This window comes from Nocardiopsis sinuspersici, from assembly GCF_001998325.1.
Lineage (GTDB): Bacteria > Actinomycetota > Actinomycetes > Streptosporangiales > Streptosporangiaceae > Nocardiopsis > Nocardiopsis sinuspersici.
The window spans coordinates 5,654,664-5,670,844 of the sequence record NZ_MCOK01000001.1 but is presented as its reverse complement, the minus strand read 5'-3'; the positions used below and the strand labels follow the sequence as shown (position 1 = coordinate 5,670,844).

Annotated in this window: 17 protein-coding genes and 1 pseudogene; 8 read left to right on the top strand and 10 right to left on the bottom strand. The window is 72.2% G+C overall.

Annotated elements, in window-relative coordinates:
* Position 1: 1 nt before the first annotated feature.
* The 4 genes from NOSIN_RS24535 to NOSIN_RS24520 all read right to left on the bottom strand — a co-directional run bounded on the left by NOSIN_RS24535 (position 2) and on the right by NOSIN_RS24520 (position 5,471).
* A complete protein-coding gene (locus NOSIN_RS24535) occupies positions 2-2,149 on the bottom strand; it encodes an alpha-galactosidase (protein ID WP_077692999.1) in 2,148 nt (715 codons plus the stop codon).
* Positions 2,150-2,280: 131 nt separating this feature from the next.
* Positions 2,281-3,180: a carbohydrate ABC transporter permease gene (locus NOSIN_RS24530; RefSeq protein WP_077692998.1), complete on the bottom strand. Its 900-nt coding sequence runs from the start codon at positions 3,178-3,180 to the stop codon at positions 2,281-2,283.
* Entirely contained in the window at positions 3,177-4,160 is a 984-nt protein-coding gene (locus tag NOSIN_RS24525; protein ID WP_171986632.1) for a carbohydrate ABC transporter permease, read from the bottom strand. Before NOSIN_RS24525 ends, NOSIN_RS24530 begins: the two co-directional genes overlap by 4 nt.
* Positions 4,161-4,178: 18 nt before the next feature.
* Entirely contained in the window at positions 4,179-5,471 is a 1,293-nt protein-coding gene (locus NOSIN_RS24520; protein ID WP_077692997.1) for an ABC transporter substrate-binding protein, read from the bottom strand.
* Positions 5,472-5,671: 200 nt separating this feature from the next.
* Between NOSIN_RS24520 and NOSIN_RS24515 the strand changes: the two genes are divergently transcribed.
* The 4 genes from NOSIN_RS24515 (at position 5,672) to galK (ending at position 9,827) form a co-directional block, all read left to right on the top strand.
* Positions 5,672-6,466, top strand: a complete 795-nt coding sequence (locus NOSIN_RS24515) for a DeoR/GlpR family DNA-binding transcription regulator (RefSeq protein WP_077692996.1) — start codon at positions 5,672-5,674, stop codon at positions 6,464-6,466.
* Positions 6,463-7,545: a galactose-1-phosphate uridylyltransferase gene (gene galT / locus NOSIN_RS24510; RefSeq protein ID WP_077692995.1), complete on the top strand. Its 1,083-nt coding sequence runs from the start codon at positions 6,463-6,465 to the stop codon at positions 7,543-7,545. The genes NOSIN_RS24515 and galT overlap by 4 nt, the downstream gene beginning before the upstream one ends.
* Positions 7,542-8,504, top strand: coding sequence for a UDP-glucose 4-epimerase GalE (gene galE, locus NOSIN_RS24505; protein ID WP_077692994.1), 963 nt, complete (start codon positions 7,542-7,544; stop codon positions 8,502-8,504). Before galT ends, galE begins: the two co-directional genes overlap by 4 nt.
* A gap of 183 nt (positions 8,505-8,687) precedes the next feature.
* Entirely contained in the window at positions 8,688-9,827 is a 1,140-nt protein-coding gene (gene galK / locus NOSIN_RS24500) for a galactokinase (protein ID WP_077692993.1), read from the top strand.
* A 76-nt stretch (positions 9,828-9,903) separates the two neighbouring features.
* Here galK and NOSIN_RS24495 read toward each other — a convergent pair whose 3' ends face one another.
* On the bottom strand, positions 9,904-10,611 hold the full coding sequence (locus tag NOSIN_RS24495; protein WP_150285706.1) for a hypothetical protein: 708 nt from the start codon (positions 10,609-10,611) through the stop codon (positions 9,904-9,906).
* A 275-nt stretch (positions 10,612-10,886) separates the two neighbouring features.
* On the opposite strand from NOSIN_RS24495, the gene NOSIN_RS24490 reads away from it, so the two are divergent.
* Positions 10,887-11,801: a Gfo/Idh/MocA family protein gene (locus NOSIN_RS24490; RefSeq protein WP_077692991.1), complete on the top strand. Its 915-nt coding sequence runs from the start codon at positions 10,887-10,889 to the stop codon at positions 11,799-11,801.
* 33 nt (positions 11,802-11,834) lie between these two features.
* On the opposite strand, the gene NOSIN_RS24485 is transcribed toward NOSIN_RS24490, so the two are convergent.
* Positions 11,835-12,110, bottom strand: coding sequence for a GlsB/YeaQ/YmgE family stress response membrane protein (locus tag NOSIN_RS24485; RefSeq protein ID WP_077692990.1), 276 nt, complete (start codon positions 12,108-12,110; stop codon positions 11,835-11,837).
* A 232-nt stretch (positions 12,111-12,342) separates the two neighbouring features.
* Here NOSIN_RS24485 and NOSIN_RS24480 point away from each other — a divergent pair, with 232 nt between their 5' ends.
* Positions 12,343-12,747, top strand: coding sequence for a helix-turn-helix domain-containing protein (locus tag NOSIN_RS24480; RefSeq protein WP_077693755.1), 405 nt, complete (start codon positions 12,343-12,345; stop codon positions 12,745-12,747).
* Positions 12,748-13,063: 316 nt separating this feature from the next.
* Here the strand turns inward: NOSIN_RS24480 and NOSIN_RS28230 are convergent.
* Positions 13,064-13,357: pseudogene (locus NOSIN_RS28230) on the bottom strand (MFS transporter); the annotation flags it as partial.
* A gap of 24 nt (positions 13,358-13,381) precedes the next feature.
* On the opposite strand from NOSIN_RS28230, the gene NOSIN_RS27520 reads away from it, so the two are divergent.
* Together NOSIN_RS27520 and NOSIN_RS24470 are read left to right on the top strand one after the other, a co-directional pair.
* The gene (locus NOSIN_RS27520) at positions 13,382-13,708 is read left to right on the top strand and encodes a hypothetical protein (RefSeq protein ID WP_206057592.1); all 327 of its coding nucleotides are present in this window, start codon (positions 13,382-13,384) and stop codon (positions 13,706-13,708) included.
* A 38-nt stretch (positions 13,709-13,746) separates the two neighbouring features.
* Positions 13,747-14,142, top strand: coding sequence for a winged helix-turn-helix transcriptional regulator (locus tag NOSIN_RS24470; RefSeq protein WP_077692989.1), 396 nt, complete (start codon positions 13,747-13,749; stop codon positions 14,140-14,142).
* 69 nt (positions 14,143-14,211) lie between these two features.
* Here the strand turns inward: NOSIN_RS24470 and NOSIN_RS24465 are convergent, their stop codons facing one another.
* The 3 genes from NOSIN_RS24465 to NOSIN_RS24455 form a co-directional block, all read right to left on the bottom strand.
* Entirely contained in the window at positions 14,212-14,832 is a 621-nt protein-coding gene (locus tag NOSIN_RS24465) for an ATP-dependent Clp protease proteolytic subunit (protein ID WP_077692988.1), read from the bottom strand.
* On the bottom strand, positions 14,829-15,494 hold the full coding sequence (locus tag NOSIN_RS24460; RefSeq protein ID WP_077692987.1) for a ClpP family protease: 666 nt from the start codon (positions 15,492-15,494) through the stop codon (positions 14,829-14,831). Before NOSIN_RS24460 ends, NOSIN_RS24465 begins: the two co-directional genes overlap by 4 nt.
* 142 nt (positions 15,495-15,636) lie before the next feature.
* The gene (locus tag NOSIN_RS24455) at positions 15,637-16,137 is read right to left on the bottom strand and encodes a MarR family winged helix-turn-helix transcriptional regulator (protein WP_077692986.1); all 501 of its coding nucleotides are present in this window, start codon (positions 16,135-16,137) and stop codon (positions 15,637-15,639) included.
* Positions 16,138-16,181: the final 44 nt, after the last annotated feature.

The window sequence follows — 16,181 nt, the reverse complement described above, 5'->3', positions numbered from 1 at the left end:
GTCAGGCCTCCCTCAGGTGCAGGAGCAGGGCTTGGGACGGGTTGAGGTTGGGCAGCTGCACGCCGGACCGGGTGAGCACCGCGCCGGACACGGTCGCCCCGCCCTCGGCGAACCACTCCGGGAGCACGTGCTGCATGGTGGAGGGCCGCCCCGCCTCCCGCCGCCACACCAGGCGGTAGGTCAGGTCCCGGCGCAGTCCGGGCAGCCGGACGCGCCCGGGCAGGGCGCGCGCGGAGGTGGCCAGACGCGCGTACCGGAACACCGCCTCGCTCCCGTCCGGGTCGACCACCCCGTCGAGCTGGTCGGCGGGGTCGGGGGTGTCGGCGTGCACGGCCTCGCCCGAGTGCAGCAGCGGGCGTAGCTCCTTGTACAGGCCGATCCAGGAGGCCAGCGTCCCGAGTTCGTCGTCGGTGCACCGGGTGATGTCCCACTCGATGCCGGCGTGGGACATCAGGCCGGCCAGGCAGCGGAAGGACAGGTCCGCGTCCCGGCCCGTGGTGTGCGCGGTGCGCCCGCCGACATGGCTGCCGACCAGCTCGGGCGGCAGCAGCAGGGCGGTCCAGCGCTGGATGGCCAGCCGTTCCAGGGGGTCGTTGGTGTCGGAGGCCCACACGCGGTCGGTGCGTTCCAGGATCCCCAGGTCCACGCGGCCCCCGCCGGAGGAGCACGACTCGACCTCCAGGGCCGGGTGGCGCTCGCGCAGCCGGTCGAGCAGCGCGTAGGCGGCCAGGGTCTGCCGGTGCGTCCCGGCTCCGCCGGTGGGCGCGTGCACGGGTTCGAGCAGGTCGCGGTTGTGGTCCCACTTGAGGTAGTCGAGCCGGTACTCGGTGACCAGCGCGTCCAGGCACTCGAACACGTACCGGAAGGCCTCGGGGCGCGACAGGTCCAGAAGCTGCTGGTTGCGGCTGGGCGGGGCCGTTCGCCCCTCGGCGGCCAGGATCCACTCGGGGTGGGCGCGCACCAGGTCGGAGTCGGGGTTGACCATCTCCGGCTCCACCCACAGCCCGACCCGCATCCCCCGGGATCGGACGTGGACGAAGAGCGGGTGCAGGCCCTCGGGCCACACCCCGGTGTCCACGGTCCAGTCGCCGAGCCCCGCGGTGTCGTCGCGGCGTCCCCGGAACCAGCCGTCGTCCAGGACGAACCGCTCCACGCCGATCCCGGCGGCCGTGTCGGCGAGCCGCTTGAGCGTGGCGAGGTCGTGGTCGAAGTAGACGGCCTCCCAGGTGTTGAGGACCACCGGGCGCGGGGAGGAGGGGTGGTGCGGCCGGGCCCTCAGCCAGCGGTGGATCCGCGCGGACATGCCGTCGAGCCCCCGGTCGGACCAGGACAGGAACACCCACGGGGTGGAGTAGGACTCGCCCCGCGCCAGGCGGACCTCGCCGGGGTGGAGCAGCTCGCCGCCGGCGATCACCGCGTCGGCCTGTCCCGCGCCCTCGGGCAGGCGCTCGGCCAGGTGGACGTGGTCACCGCTCCAGGCGGTGTGCACGCCCCACACCTCACCGCCGCGGAAGCCGAACCCGGGCGTCCCGGCGACGAGCAGCAGCGGGGCGTCGTGTCCGGTCCGGCCGCGGCGTGAGGCGCGCAGCCGGGTGCCCATCGTGAGCTCCTGGCGCTGGGGCGAGCGCTCGCGGCACCAGCGCCCGGTCAGGTCCAGGACCTCCTCCGCCTCGCGGGGCAGGGGCAGGGTGACCCGGAGGGTGTCCAGGGTCCACGGATCGGCGTCGGTGTTGGTGACCGTGTTGCGTGCGCGGACCAGCCCGGAGGCCTCCATCCGGAGCTCGCACCGCAGTTCCAGCCCGGCGGCCTCCGCCAGGACCGTGAGGGCCCCGCCGACGCCGGGGCCCGCGCCCGCCAGCGGGTCCTCGCGGACCTCGCGGACGGTCCAGTCGGGGAAGGTGGCCCGGCCCTCGTGGTGCCCGGCGATCCCGGGGTGGCCGCGCCATCCCTCGGGCTGGGTGGGCACCAGCGACAGCCACTGGGACACGTCCACCCCGTTGTGCGCGGCGGGTGGCGCCGACACGGCGGCGAGCCCTCCGGTGTCGGGCAGGTAGGCGCCCCAGTGCAGGACGTGGGGCAGCCCGGTCTCGGGCACGCCGAGGACCAGGGTGGTCCCCGCCGCGCTCAGGCGAACGGTGCGGTAGGTCATCGGCTCTCCGGGTGTGAAGACCCCGTCCTCAGGCGGGGAAGGAAGGCCACGGGGCGACCCGTGGCGGGGCCCAGGCCCCGAACCAGCGGTAGGTGGTTCCGTGGTCTCCCTCGTTCGTGAGGGAGAAGAAGTCAACCCTTGCTCGCTCCCAGGGTGAGTCCGGCGACGAAGTGGCGCTGTAGCAGGAAGAACACGACCAGAGTCGGCAGGGCGACGATGACCGACCCCGCCGAGAGCAGGTTGTAGTCGACGAAGAAGGCGCCCTGGAGGTTCTGCAGGGCGGTGGTGATGGGCAGCTTGTCCCCGCTGGACAGCAGCGCCAGCGCCCAGAAGAAGTCGTTGTAGATCCAGGTGACCAGCAGTGTGGCCAGGGCGGCCAGGCTGGGGCGGCACAGCGGGAGCACGACCCTCCAGTACTGCTGGAGGACCGACGCCCCGTCCACCTTGGCCGCCTCCAGCAGGGAGTCGGGCATGGCCTTCATGAAGTTGCTCAGCACGAACGTGCAGAACCCGATCTGGAAGGCCGTGTGGACCAGGATGATGCCGAGGTGGCTGTCGTAGAGGGAGCCGGACTCGCTGATCCAGTACGGCAGCGGGATGGAGGTGTAGAGCCGGAACAGCGGGACGAGCAGCGCCTGGGGCGGCAGCAGGTTCGCGGCCAGGAACACCGCGAGCATCACCAGGTTGAACCTGCGGGAGTAGCTGGAGAGCACGAACGCCGCGCAGGAGGACAGGAGCAGCGTCAGCACCACGGCCGGAACGGTGATGACCACCGAGTTCCAGAAGTAGCCGGGGAGCTCGCCCTGGTTCCACGCGTTGGCGTAGTTGTCCAGGGTGAAGCCGCCCAGGGACAGGTAGCCGTGCACGGCGGTGTACCCGTAGTCGCGGAACGAGTTGACGAGCGCCCACAGGACGGGGAAGAACCAGGCCAGCGCCGTGGCGCCGAGGAAGGCGTGCAGCGCCACCCGGGCCGGGCGGATCCTGCGGCGGCGGTACCGCCGGGGGGCTTCGGGAAGGGTCGTGGCGGTCACCGGTGGGCCCCTCTCAGCATGGTGGACACGTAGACGATGATGAACACCAGCGAGATCACCAGCATGATCACGGCGAGCGCGGAGCCGAAGCCCACACGGCTGGCCTCGCCGATGACGTTGGAGGTCACCAGCGCCGATATCAGCTCCAGGCCGTTGCGGCCCCGGTTGATGATCCACACGATGTCGAAGGCGCGCAGCGCGTCGATGACGGTCACGACGAGCACGACCAGGTTGATGGGCAGCAGGGCGGGGAAGACGACCCGGGTGAACGTGCGCACCGGCCCGGCGCCGTCGATGGCGGCGGCCTCGCGCAGGGACGGGTCGACCGCCTTCAGCCCGGCCAGGTAGAGCAGCATGATGTAGCCGGTGTGGCGCCACCCGGCCGCGACCAGCACCGCGTACAGGTTGATGTCGGGGTCGCCGAACCAGTCCACGGGCGGGGCGTCGGCGACCACGGCGAGGAAGGCGTTGAGCAACCCCTGGTCGCGGGAGTAGATGAGCTGCCAGATGAACCCGACCAGGGCCAGCGACAGCACGACCGGCATGTAGAAGACGCTCTGGTAGACCGATCCGCCGCGCAGCTCCCGGTCGAGCAGCACCGCCAGGAACATGCCGAGGACGGTGGGGACCGCGAACAGGAACACCAGCCAGACCAGGTTGTGGCGCAGCGCCGGTTCGAAGGGCGGGTAGATCGTGAACGCGTCCACGTAGTGCTGCGTGCCGATCCACTCGATGGTCTCCAGGCCGCCGATGCCGTCCCAGCGGGTGAACGACAGGGCGACGGTGACCATCGCGGGCAGCCAGACCAGGCCCACCACGAGCAGGGCGGGCACCCCCAGCATCAGTGCGAGGGTGATCCGGTCCGCTCTGCCGTTGCGCAGGCCCGTGCTCCGGCGCCGGGCCGCGCCCGGCCGGCGCGGCGGACCCTCTCCCGGCCGCGTGGCCCCTTCTCGGGGCGGTGAGGGGGCGTTCGACACCACACCCTTCTCCCTTCTGGTTCAGTGACCGAAGATGGACGCCTTCTGGCGCTGGATGCTGGCGGTCAGGTCGGCGATGTCGTCCGGCTGCCGGATGAAGCGCTGGAGCGCGGGGATCATGACGACGGAGGCGAAGTCGGGACGGGTGTCCCGGTCCATGTACTGGGTGAGTGCCCCGGCGTTGACGACCATGTCGTTGACCTTGGCGTCGAGGGCGCTGAACCCGCTGGTGTCGGCCTCCGTGTGGATGGGGAGCGCCTGCGGGTCGATCGCGGTGTAGATCTCCTGCGACTTCAGGGCTCCCATGTGCCCCACGAGCTCACGGGCGCCCTCGGGGTTGCGCGGCTCTCCGGAGAGCATGAACCCGTCGATGGGGGCCTCGACGGCGTCGGCCCCGATCTGGGCGTCGAACTCGGGGAAGGCGAAGCAGTCCAGGTCGTCCAGGTCCTCCTCGGGGAAGGAGTGCGCGATGAACATGCCGCACAGCATCATCCCGGCCTCACCCCGGACGAGCGCCGTCTGTGCCTCGTTGACGCCCCGGCCCAGGGGGTCGGCCTGGTGGTGGGGCAGCAGCTCGGCCCAGGCGCCGAAGACGCTCCTGACCTCGGGGGAGTCCCAGGAGTGGTCGCCGTTGAGCAGTTCCAGGTGGAACTCCGGGCCGTTCAGCCGCAGGTTGAGGTGGTCGAACGTGCCCATCGCGGGCCAGCCCTCGCGAACACCCGAGGCGAGGGGCGCGAGCCCGTCCGCGCGCATCCTCTCGCACAGCCCGACGAACTCCTCGCGGGTGGCGGGGACCTCGTAGCCCCTCTCCTCGAACAGGCTCCTGCGGTGGAAGACCGCCCAGGGCGCGGTGGAGTCGGGGACCATGTACTGCTTGCCGTCGTCGGCGGTGCACAGGTCGCGCACCTGGTCGGTGAAGGCGCCCCGGAGGTTGCGCTCCCAGACCCCGGAGACGTCGGAGATCAGGCCGCGTTCGGCGAAGAAGCGCATCCGATAGCCCGCGAACCAGCCGATGACGTCGTCCGGGGTGCCCTGGAGGTAGTTGTTGACGCTCTCCTGGAAGGCGGTGGACTGGAAGGTGTTGACCTCCACCGACAGCCCGGAGTCCGCCTCGAAGTTCCCGACGCTCTCGGCGATGGCCTCGCGCTGGGCGGGGTTGGCCCGGTTGGAGGCCATGGTGACCAGGTCCGGGTCATCACGCCTGCTCCCGCACCCGGCCAGGCCGGGCAGTGCCAGCAGTGCCCCGGCGCCGGCCATCCCGCGCAGCAGGGTGCGGCGCCGCGGGCCCGGTGGTCCCACAGGTCTGTGGTGCATCGGCGGCTCCTCCGAACAGGTGTGAATGCGGTCACACGGACGTTCCACACATGTTCGACATCCTGACTCTGCGTTGTCAACACTTACCAACGTTTTCCAACAGTTTTCCCGAGTGGAATCCCTCAGGATTGACACCAGAGGGGAACATGCAAAACTGGAACCAACAGGTTCACACAATTTCGATCACGCCTGGGGGGCGGATGCTGGCTGCGCAACGGCAGGAGCTGATCCTCGAACAGGTGCGGCGCGCCGGGGCCGTGCGGGTCGCCGACCTCGTCGAGAGCCTCGCCGTGTCGGACATGACCGTGCGCCGCGACCTCGACGCCCTGGAGAGCCGGGGCGCGCTGCGCAAGGTGCACGGAGGCGCCGTCTCCTCGGACGGCGCCCGCACCGAGGAACCCGGCTTCGAGGCCAAGTCCACCCGCCAGGAGGACGAGAAGCACGCGATCGCCCGGGCCGTCGCCGAACTGGTCGAACCGCACAGCGCCGTAGGCCTGTCCGCGGGCACCACCACCGCCACCGTCGCCGGGTACCTCACCGACACTCCTGGGCTGACGGTGGTCACCAACTCCCTGCGCGTGGCCGAGGTGTTCTACCAGGCCGCCCGCCCCGACCAGACCGTGGCGCTCACGGGCGGCTTCCGCACGCCCTCCGACGCGCTCGTGGGCCCGCTCGCGCTCGCCTCCGTCCGCGGCCTCAACCTGGACACCCTCGTCCTGGGCGTGCACGGCATGCAGGAGCGCGCCGGGTTCACCACCCCCAACCTCATGGAGTCCGAGACCAACCGGGCCCTGGTGGAGGCCGCCGCCTCCCTCGTGGTCGCGGCCGACCACAGCAAGTGGGGCACGGTCGGCATCAGCACCATCGCCCCGCTGAGCCGCTGCGACGTGCTGGTCACCGACTCCGGCATCGACCGGACCGCACGGGCCGCCCTGACCGAGCACGTGGGCCACCTGATGGTCGCCGACGTCCGACCGAGGAAGGAGGACGGATGAGGAGGACCTCCGCGCGTCTGGCGGACGGCCGCGAGATCGTCTACTTCGACGAGGGCGACACCGTCCGCGAACCCGCACCGGACCTGCGCGACCTCCCCCCGTCCGCGACGGGCGCGGAGATGCGCTTCGACCCCCTGCTGCGCGAGTGGGTGGTCGTGGCCTCGCACCGCCAGGGCCGCACCCACCTGCCGTCCAGCCACGACTGCCCGCTGTGCCCCTCCGCGGACGGACGGCTGACCGAGGTCCCGGCCGCCTCCTACGACGTGGTCGCCTTCGAGAACCGCTTCCCGTCTCTGGTCGCCGACGACGGCCGGCCCCTGGAGGAGGTCGGGGAACTGGAGCCCTCCCGGCGCGTGGCCGCGGGCCGCTGCGAGGTCCTCGTCTTCGGCTCCGACCACGGCGCGTCCTTCGCCGACCTGTCCCCCGAGCGGGCGCGCACGGTCATGGCCGCCTGGGTCGACCGGACCGAGGCGCTGTCGGCGATGCCGGGTGTGGAGCAGGTGTACTGCTTCGAGAACCGGGGCCCCGAGATCGGGGTGACCCTGCACCACCCGCACGGGCAGATCTACGCCTTCCCCTTCGTCACCCCTCGCACCCGGCGCGTGCTCGACTCCGCCGAGGAGTACCGCGAGCGCACCGGCGGCGACCTGTTCGCCGACGTGCTGCACGCCGAGCAGAAGGCCGGGATCCGGGTGGTCGCCCGGACCGAGCACTGGACGGCCTTCGTCCCGGCCGCGGCCCGCTGGCCCGTGGAGGTGCACCTGTACCCGCACCGCCGGGTGCCCGACCTGCCCGCGCTGTCAGAGGACGAGCGCGAGGACTTCGGCCACCTGTACCTGGATGTGCTACGCCGCTTCGACGCGCTCTACGACGCGCCCCTGCCCTACATCTCCGCCTGGCACCAGGCGCCCGTGCGCGACCGGCGCGCCCTCGCCCGCCTGCACATGGAGCTGTTCTCGGTGCGGCGCGCGCCGGGCAAGCTCAAGTACCTCGCCGGGACCGAGTCCGGCATGGGCGCCTTCATCAGCGACGTCGCGCCCGAGACCACCGCCCAGCGCCTCCGGGAGGCCGCACCGTGAGACTGCTCGTCACCGGCGGCGCCGGATACGTGGGGAGCGTGGTGACCGCCCTGCTGCTCGGGGAGGGCCACGAGGTCACCGTGCTCGACGACCTGTCCACCGGGCACGCGGACGCCGTCCCCGAGGGCGCCCGGCTGGTGGTCGCCGACCTGCACGAGGCGGCCGACGTGCTGGACCCGTCCGTGGACGCCGTCCTGCACTTCGCCGCGAAGTCCCTGGTGGGCGAGTCGGTGACCGCCCCGGAGAAGTACTGGCGCACCAACGTGTCGGGGACCCTGGCGCTGCTGGAGGCCGCGCTGCGCCACGGGGTGCGGCGGCTGGTGTTCTCCTCCAGCGCCGCCGCCTACGGCGATCCCGGATCCGACGCGCCGATCGGCGAGACCGCCCCGGCGGTGCCCGCCAACCCCTACGGTGCGACCAAGCTCGCCGTCGACCACATGCTGGAGTCGTGGTCGGGGGCCCACGGACTGGGCGCGGTGAGCCTGCGGTACTTCAACGTGGCCGGTGCCCACCTGGGGGCGGGCGAGCGGCACGACACGGAGACCCACCTGGTGCCGAACCTGCTGCGGGTGGCCGCCGGCGGGGGCGGGAGCGCCAAGGTGTTCGGCACCGACTACCCGACCCGGGACGGGACGGCGGTGCGCGACTACCTGCACGTCGCCGACCTGGCCGAGGCGCACCTGCGCGCCCTGGAGCACGTGCGGCCGGGGTCCTTCCGCGTCCACAACCTGGGGACGGGCGGCGGGCACAGCGTGCGCGAGGTGATCGAGGCCGTCCGGCGGGTCACCGGCCGCCCGGTGCCCGTGGAGGACGCCCCCCGCCGCGCCGGCGACCCGGCCGTCCTGGTCGCGGCCAACGACCGGGCCCGCCGGGAACTGGGCTGGGAACCGGTGCGCACGCTCGACGAGACCGTCGCCGACGCCTGGGAGTTCGCCCTCTCACGCCGGGCCCCGGCCTGACGAGGAAACGGACCGGCGCCCCGGCGTGATCTTGTACTTATAGCGAGGTTCGGCGCCGAACCTCGCTATAAGTACAAGATCACCGCAGGCCAAACCTCGCGTGTCACACCCGCAACAGTTGCGGCCAGCCCGGGACGACCGAACGAAGAACCGAACCAGCAGTCGAACAGGGAGACAGGACGCATGGACGACGTGACGACCGCGTTCCGCTCGGCGTTCGGGTACGGGCCCGAGGGCGTGTGGGCCGCGCCGGGGCGGATCAACCTCATCGGCGAGCACACCGACTACAACGACGGGTTCGTCCTCCCGTTCGCCCTGCCCCACGCGCTGACGGCCTCCGCGGCCCGGCGCACGGACGCGGCCGTGCGGTTCCGGTCCCGCCAGTCCGAGGACGGGTTCGAGGCCCGGCTTCCCGACCTGTTCCCCGGCGCGGTGGAGGGGTGGGCCGCCTACCCCGCGGGCGCGCTGTGGGCCCTGCGGGACGAGGGGTACACGGTGGACGGCCTGGACCTGCTGGTGGACAGCACGATCCCCACCGGCGCGGGCCTGTCCTCGTCCGCCGCGCTGACGTGCGCGACCGTCATGGCCACCGCCTCCCTGCACGGCGTGGACCTCGGGCCGGCCGAGGTGGCCCGGCTGGCCCAGCGCGTGGAGAACGACTTCGTGGGCATGCCGTGCGGGATCCTGGACCAGTCCGCGTCGATGCTGTCCACCGAGGGGCACGCCCTGTTCATGGACACCCGGACCATGGGGACCGAGCAGGTGCCCTTCGACCCGTCGGCGGCGGGGCTCAACGTGCTGGTGGTCGACACCCGGGCCCCGCACCGCCTGGTGGAGGGGCACTACGCCGACCGCCGCCGGGCCTGCGAGGAGGCCGCGCGCCACCTGGGGGTGGCGGCCCTGCGCGACGTCGCCGACCTGCCGGAGGCCCTGGCCGCGCTTCCCGACGACGTGGCCCGCCGCCGGGTGCGCCACGTGGTGACCGAGAACGCGCGGGTCCTGGAAACCGTGGGCCTGCTCCGGTCCGGGGACCTGCGGGCGGTGGGGCCGCTGCTCACCGGCTCCCACACCTCCCTGCGCGACGACTACGAGGTCAGCGTCCCGGAGGTGGACACCGCCGTGGACGCCCTCCTGGCCGCCGGTGCGCTGGGCGCGCGGATCACCGGCGGCGGTTTCGGCGGGTGCGTGGTCGCCCTGGCCGACGCCGACCGCGTGGAGGCCTGCGAGAAAGCGGTGCGTGAGGCCTACCGGGAGCGGGGCTTCGCCGAGCCGGCCGTGTTCGGGGCCCTTCCGTCTGCGGGAGCGCGCCGGCTGTATCCGTGAGCCCCGTGGCGTACGGGTCACCGTCCGGCCGCGCCGCGCCCCCGTTCCCCGGGGGCGCGGCGCGCGGGCGGGCGGGTCACCACTCGGCGGTGGCGAGCACGTCCTCGGCCTCCGCCAGCCCGTAGCCGTCCACGACCAGGATCCCTGCGTCCTCCACCAGCCAGAGGCGCTGCTCGAAGTGGCGGAACCCCTGGGACTCCACGTCGTAGCAGATGGTGGGTCCGACGCCGTACCGGGCCGGCTCACCGCCGAGGTCGCGCTCCTCCACCTCCCAGGGGAGGAGTCCCGGGACCTCCTCCGTCCCGGTCGTGTGGGAGGGAACCCCCTCCGGGCAGGGATGGGGGTTGCCCGAAGCGGTGTAGGAGGTGTGCGAGCCGACGGTGTCCAGGTCGATCGGGCCGTACCCCGATCCGCCGTACCGGATACCCAGCGGTCCCAGGACCTTCAGGTGCCGGCAACCGGTGTGGTTGTCGGTCCAGGTCCACTCGTTGCCTTCGCATTCCGACTGGTCCCGCGGACGGAGGACCAGCCACTCCTCCTCGACGAGGTCCTCGGGAGGCCCGGACATGACGCCGAATCCCTCCCGGACGGTCTGCGACGTCCAGCCCCCGGGCAGGGCGACCGACATGCCCCGGTACCCGACGCGTTCGCCCTCCGGGGAGGGTTCGGGAGAGGGAGCGGTGTCACCGGTGGTGGGAGCGGCGGCGCCGAGCGGCAGGACGGGATCGCCCGCGTACAGGCGTCCGCCGACCCAGCCGCCCGCGCAGACGGCGGTCACCAGCACGACGGCGCATGCCACCGCCAGGGCGGTCCCGCCCCGGGGCTTCGACGGAACGGGGCTCGGGGGAACGGGGTTCGGTGGGAGGGGGTCGGCACCCGCTGGGGGGTCCCTGGGCGGCATCCGTGGCTCCTCTGGTCGGATCGCGGGTTCACCGGACACCCGGTGAGAGCGTCCCGGGGGCCCGCCGGTTCGGCGCTCGCGGGGTCCGGCGCACCCGCCCCTCGCCATGGGAGCGCTTCCATGGACAATGGGCGGTGGTCGAGACTAGGGAGTACGGCATGAGCCTCAGGTTCGGACTGCTGGGCACGGGCTACTGGGCGGCGGAGACGCACGCCGCGGCGCTGGACGCGCACCCCGGCGCCACCCTCGCGGGGGTGTGGGGACGCGATCCCGCCAAGGCCTCGGCGCTCGCCGAGCGGTACGGGATCCGCGCCCACGGCGACGTCGACTCGCTGCTGGCCGACGTCGACGCCGTGGCCGTCGCGCTGCCGCCCCACATCCAGGCGGAGCTGGCGCTGCGCGCCGCCCGGGCCGGAAAGCACCTGCTGCTGGACAAGCCGGTGGCGCTGTCGGCCGCCGCGGCCGACGCGCTGGTCGCCGAGACGGAGGCGCGCGGGCTGGCGTCGGTGGTGTTCTTCACCAACCGCTTCTCCGACAACGTGACGGAGTTCGTGGAGTCGGCCGCCGGAGAGGGCGGCTGGCACGGGGTGCGGGCGACGCTGTTCGCGTCGATCTTCCAGCCCGGCAACCCCTTCGGCGCCTCCCCGTGGCGCAGGGAGAAGGGCGGGCTGTGGGACGTGGGTCCGCACGTGCTGTCCCAGGTGCTGCCGGTGCTCGGGCCGGTCACGCAGGTGACGGCGCTCGCCGGGCCGCGGGACACCGTGCACATGCTCACCCGGCACGAGGGCGGCGCGGTCGGCTCGTTCGCGGTGACCCTGGACGCCGCTCCCGACGCGCAGACCTTCGAGGTCGTACTGCACGGCGAGCGCGGCTGGGTGCCGGTGCCCGGCGGCGACCGGAACCCGGTGGAGGCCTTCGGCGCCGCGGTCGACCGGCTGCTGGCGCAGGTGGAGGGCACGGTCGGCGACCCGTGCGACGTGCGGTTCGGACGGGACGTGGTGGCCGTGCTGGAGGCCGCCGAGGCCTCACTGCGCCTGGAGCGGACCGTGGGCGTGGACGGGGCCGCCGGGTAGGCGCCCGGCGGCCCGTGCCGGGGCGGGACCGCCTCAGGCGGTTCTGCCCCGGGTGCCCTTGGAGCCCTTGGAGTAGAGGCCGTCCGCGAGGTAGACGATCGCGGCCGCCACCAGTACCTGAACGATCACAGTGATGATCAGGCTGCCGGTGAACATGGCGGCGAGCCAGCCACCGACGAAGGCCGCCACGATGCCCAGAAGCAGGGTCAGCCAGATCGGAAGATGCTGTTTGCCCGGGACGATGAGACGTCCCAGCGCGCCGATGATCAGTCCGACGATGATCGCGCTGATGATTCCGGTGATCTCCATAGGTTCCTCCGGATGTAGACGCCTTCTCCTCCTGCCCGCTCCGGAGGTGGGAAAACACCGGCGACACGCGCCTGGGGACAAGCCTTTGCCACTTATGGGGACACCCGTGGGCGGCGCTTCGGCCCCGGCCCGGTTCTGCCCCTCGCAGAAGGCCTGTGGACGGCTCCCCGTCGCGCGGCCCGCGGCGTACGCTCGGGAGGAGACCGTCGCGCACGCAACCGTGGAGGCCCCGATGTCCGACGTCCTACGTTCCCTGGACGAGGCCCGCGCGGGCGGGCGCGCCGAGGCCGAGGAGCCGGGGGACCCCCTCATGCGCGACCTCGTCGGCGACCTGCTGCGGCGCACCCGGACCGAGCAGGGCCGGACGCTGCGCGAGGTGGCGGAGGACGCCCAGGTGTCCCTGCCCTACCTGTCCGAGATCGAGCGCGGGCGCAAGGAGGCCTCCTCCGAGGTGCTCGCCGCCGTCTACCGCTCCCTCGGGCTGAGGCTCTCCGACGTGCTGGGCGAACTGTACGAGCGGACCGTGGCGGTCGGGCTCCGGCGGACCGGCACCTCCCTCGGCGACTACCGTCCGGCGGGCGCCTCCCCCGCGTCCGTACCCGCCCACCGGGCACAGGTGCTGTCGCTGGCCGCCTAGGGAGCCGCGGCCTGCTCCCGAGATCGGCCGGGCCTTCCGCCCGGGCCCCCTGGGCGGGACCACCCGCACAGGCTTGGCCGGCCCCGCGGGAGCGGAGCCGGCGGGGCGGGGAGGTCGCCTCCGGTCCCACGCCCGGCGTTCGCCACGCCGCCGATTCACACGGCCAGGCCGCTCCCTGGCCCGTGTGGCGTCTCCGTCGGCGGCTCGTTCCGTTCGGGGGCCTTCCGGAACGGCAGCAGTACCAGTGCGGCGACGAACGGTGCCGGCAGGGCACCTCCCGGGCCGATCGGCACGTTGACGTAGAAGAGGGCCAGCCGGGACCCTCGGTGAACAGGCGGCCCACCGTGACACCGGCGACCGCGGCGACACCGCTGAGCGCGCCCGAGACGCCCAGCGCGCGGTTGCGTTCGGCCCCCTCCGCGAAGGCGTCGCGCAGCAGGCTCAGCGCCGCCGTGGCGATGAAGGCCGCACCGAGCCCCTGCACTCCGCGGGAGACGATCAGCATCATCGGGGTCAGGGCGAGTGCCGCGGTGGGGGAGGCCAGGGCGAAGACCGACAGGCCGGTCTGGAGCATGAGACGGCGGCCGAACGTGTGGCCGGCCTCCCGCACAACAGGAGGAACCCGCCGAGCACCATGCCGTACGTCGTGACGATGTGGGGAAGGTGTGTGGAGGGGACGTGGATTTCGTCCTCGATGGTGGGCGGGGCGACGTTCACGATCGACACGTCGAGGAATGTCATGAATCCGGCGGTGCTGAGAAAGGCCAGTACCAGTCCCGGCCGCCGCAGGCGGGGTTCCTCCGGCTCGGAGGTGGTTTCCGGCATGGGTTCTGAGGTGGACATGGCGCTCCAGGGAAAAAAGGGAAAACACATTTGCGCGTCGAAAGGAACCGGCACCGAACAGATGGATCCGGTTGGTACGCCGATTTCTTCTTCGACGCTGGCACCGGGGATAAATTAGGTACCTGGAGGAAAGTGGCTTCCCCTGGATATACCGTTATGCCCCAGAGCGTGGAACACCCCTCACCGGCCGATTCGGAGCAGGCCTGCCCGATCGGCCCTGCGGTGGACATCGTCTTCGGCCGTTGGACCACACCGGTTCTGTGGACCCTCGACGAGTACGGAAGACAGCGGTTCGTCGAACTGCGGCGCCGCATCAGCACCATCACTCCCAAGGTGATGACCCAGCGCCTGCGGCAGTTGGAACGGGACGGACTCGTCCGCCGTACCTACCACCCCGAGGTGCCGCCGCGCGTCGAGTACGAGATCACCGACCTGGGGCGCAGCCTCGCTCCCCTCTTCTCCACCCTCGCCTCGTGGGCCTCGGGCCACCTGGAACAGGTCGAGGCGGCGCGAAGGGAGTTCAACGAAGCCGGGTCCGGCCGCTCCCTGTGACCCCGGACGAGCGGGGGACGCACCGGACCGGTGCGTCCCCCGCCTCCGCCCGGGCTCCGGACGGCTCCGCTACGCGGCGCTCCCGACCGCCGGCGCGACCTCCCTGGTCGTGATGACCCCGTCCACCAGGCCGTACTCCCTGGCCTGCTCGGCGGTGAAGATCTTGTCCCGGTCGGTGTCGGCGCGCAGGCGCTCCTGTGTCTGCCCGGTGTGCCGGGCCAGGATCTCCTCCACCTGGGAGCGGACCCGCAGGATCTCCCCCGCCTGGATCTCCAGGTCGGCGGCGACCCCCTGCCCCTCTCCGGACGGCTGGTGCAGCAGCACCCGCGCGTGCTCCAGCGCCATCCGCTTGCCGGCCGTGCCCGCCGCGAGCAGTACCGCCGCCGCGGAGGCCGCCTGGCCCATGCACACCGTGGCCACGTCGGCGCGCACGAACCGCATGGTGTCGTAGACGGCGGTCAGTGCGGTGTTCGAGCCGCCCGGCGAGTTGATGTAGAGCTGGATGTCGGTATCGCTCGACTCGTGGTCGAGGTGGAGCATCTGCGCCATCACCACGTTGGCGACGTCGTCGTCGATCGGCGTGCCCAGGAAGATGATCCGCTCCGAGAGCAGCCTGCTGAACACGTCGAAGGACCGCTCGCCGTGGGGCGTGCGCTCCACCACCACCGGGACCGTGTAGCGCCCGCTCATCGCCGCCCTCCCCTCACCTGGGTGGCGAAACCGGGTGAGTCGGCGCCCAGCCGCAGACCGCCGCCGCCCATCTGCGCCACGGACTCGACCACGTGGTCGACGAACCCGTACTCCCTGGCCTCCTCGGCGGTGAACCACGCGTCACGGTGCTGGTCCCGGGAGATGATCTCCTCGGTCCGGCCGGTGTGCTTGGCGATCAGCCGCACCATGGTCTGCTTGGTGTACGCCAGGTTCTCCGCCTGGATGGCGATGTCCGCGGCGGTCCCGCCCAGTCCTCCGGAGGGCTGGTGCATCATGATCCGCGCGTGCGGCAGGCTGTACCTCTTGCCCGGGGTGCCGACGCAGGCCAGGAACTGGCCCATGCTGGCGGCGAAGCCCATGACCAGCGTGGACACGTCGTTGGGCACGAAGTTCATGGTGTCGTAGACGGCCAGGCCCGCCGAGACCGACCCGCCCGGGCTGTTGACGGCCAGCGTGATGTCCCTGTGCGGGTCCTCGTCGGCGAGCAGCAGGAGCTGCGAGCACACCCGGTTGGCGCTGGCCTCGTCGACCTGCGTGCCCAGCAGCACGATGCGGCTGCGCAGCAGGCGCGCGGCCAACTGGTCGTCGAAGGCTCCGCCCGAGCTCTCGTCCGGGGCTGCGAGCCGTTCTTGGATCAACATGGCACTCTCCCTCACCGGCCCCCTGTGCGGGGTGGTCGCCCGCCCGGCCGGTGGTCCCAGCCTGCGGCGGCGGACCGGGCGGCCGCCAGCGTTTCGGCCCGGGGCAGATCTGCCCATGGCAGACCCCGTGGCCACGCCGCCCTCAGGTCTCGTCCAGGGCCTCGCGGAGATCGCGCAGGAGGGTGAGCACCAGGGGGCGCAGTGACGGCCTGATGGCGTCGAAGACCTGCCGCTGCTTGCCCTCCAGGTTCTTGCGGCGGACCGCGAGCGCCCGCTCGCCCTCCTCGGTGATGGCCACCACGGTGCTGCGCTCATCACGTTCGGAGCGACGGCGCGCCATCATGCCCTTGCGCTCGAGCTGTTGGATCATGCGTGTGGCGGAAGGAGAAGAAACACCGACAATCTGGGCGACCGAACCGACGCTGGGGTGGTCCATTCCGCGTACCGCCTCCATGAGGAGAGCCTGGGTGAGAGTGAGATCTTCGGCACCCCGGTGGCCGTGTCCGCTGCGGGAGCGGGCGTGGATCGCCGCGTTGATGAACTCGGTCCAGGCGCGCTGGAACTCCTCGAGTTCGACATCGTGCTGCTCAGCACGGGGTTCGTGAGTCTCGTCGGGCGCGCACTCGTGGGTCTCGTCGGGCACGGAACGGTCCTCGCATGCTGGGCGGACGCCGCGGGTCCATGACC

Excerpts from the sequence above, each read along its gene's own strand:
- NOSIN_RS24485 (WP_077692990.1), bottom strand. The coding sequence starts at position 12,110 with ATGGAGATCACCGGAATCATCAGCGCGATCATCGTCGGACTGATCATC.
- NOSIN_RS24470 (WP_077692989.1), top strand. The coding sequence starts at position 13,747 with ATGCCCCAGAGCGTGGAACACCCCTCACCGGCCGATTCGGAGCAGGCC.
- galT (WP_077692995.1), top strand. The coding sequence starts at position 6,463 with ATGAGGAGGACCTCCGCGCGTCTGGCGGACGGCCGCGAGATCGTCTAC.
- NOSIN_RS24515 (WP_077692996.1), top strand. The coding sequence starts at position 5,672 with ATGCTGGCTGCGCAACGGCAGGAGCTGATCCTCGAACAGGTGCGGCGC.
- NOSIN_RS24480 (WP_077693755.1), top strand. The coding sequence starts at position 12,343 with ATGTCCGACGTCCTACGTTCCCTGGACGAGGCCCGCGCGGGCGGGCGC.
- NOSIN_RS24465 (WP_077692988.1), bottom strand. The coding sequence starts at position 14,832 with ATGAGCGGGCGCTACACGGTCCCGGTGGTGGTGGAGCGCACGCCCCAC.
- NOSIN_RS24520 (WP_077692997.1), bottom strand. The coding sequence starts at position 5,471 with ATGCACCACAGACCTGTGGGACCACCGGGCCCGCGGCGCCGCACCCTG.
- galK (WP_077692993.1), top strand. The coding sequence starts at position 8,688 with ATGGACGACGTGACGACCGCGTTCCGCTCGGCGTTCGGGTACGGGCCC.
- NOSIN_RS27520 (WP_206057592.1), top strand. The coding sequence starts at position 13,382 with ATGCCGTACGTCGTGACGATGTGGGGAAGGTGTGTGGAGGGGACGTGG.
- NOSIN_RS24535 (WP_077692999.1), bottom strand. The coding sequence starts at position 2,149 with ATGACCTACCGCACCGTTCGCCTGAGCGCGGCGGGGACCACCCTGGTC.
- NOSIN_RS24460 (WP_077692987.1), bottom strand. The coding sequence starts at position 15,494 with ATGTTGATCCAAGAACGGCTCGCAGCCCCGGACGAGAGCTCGGGCGGA.
- NOSIN_RS24490 (WP_077692991.1), top strand. The coding sequence starts at position 10,887 with ATGAGCCTCAGGTTCGGACTGCTGGGCACGGGCTACTGGGCGGCGGAG.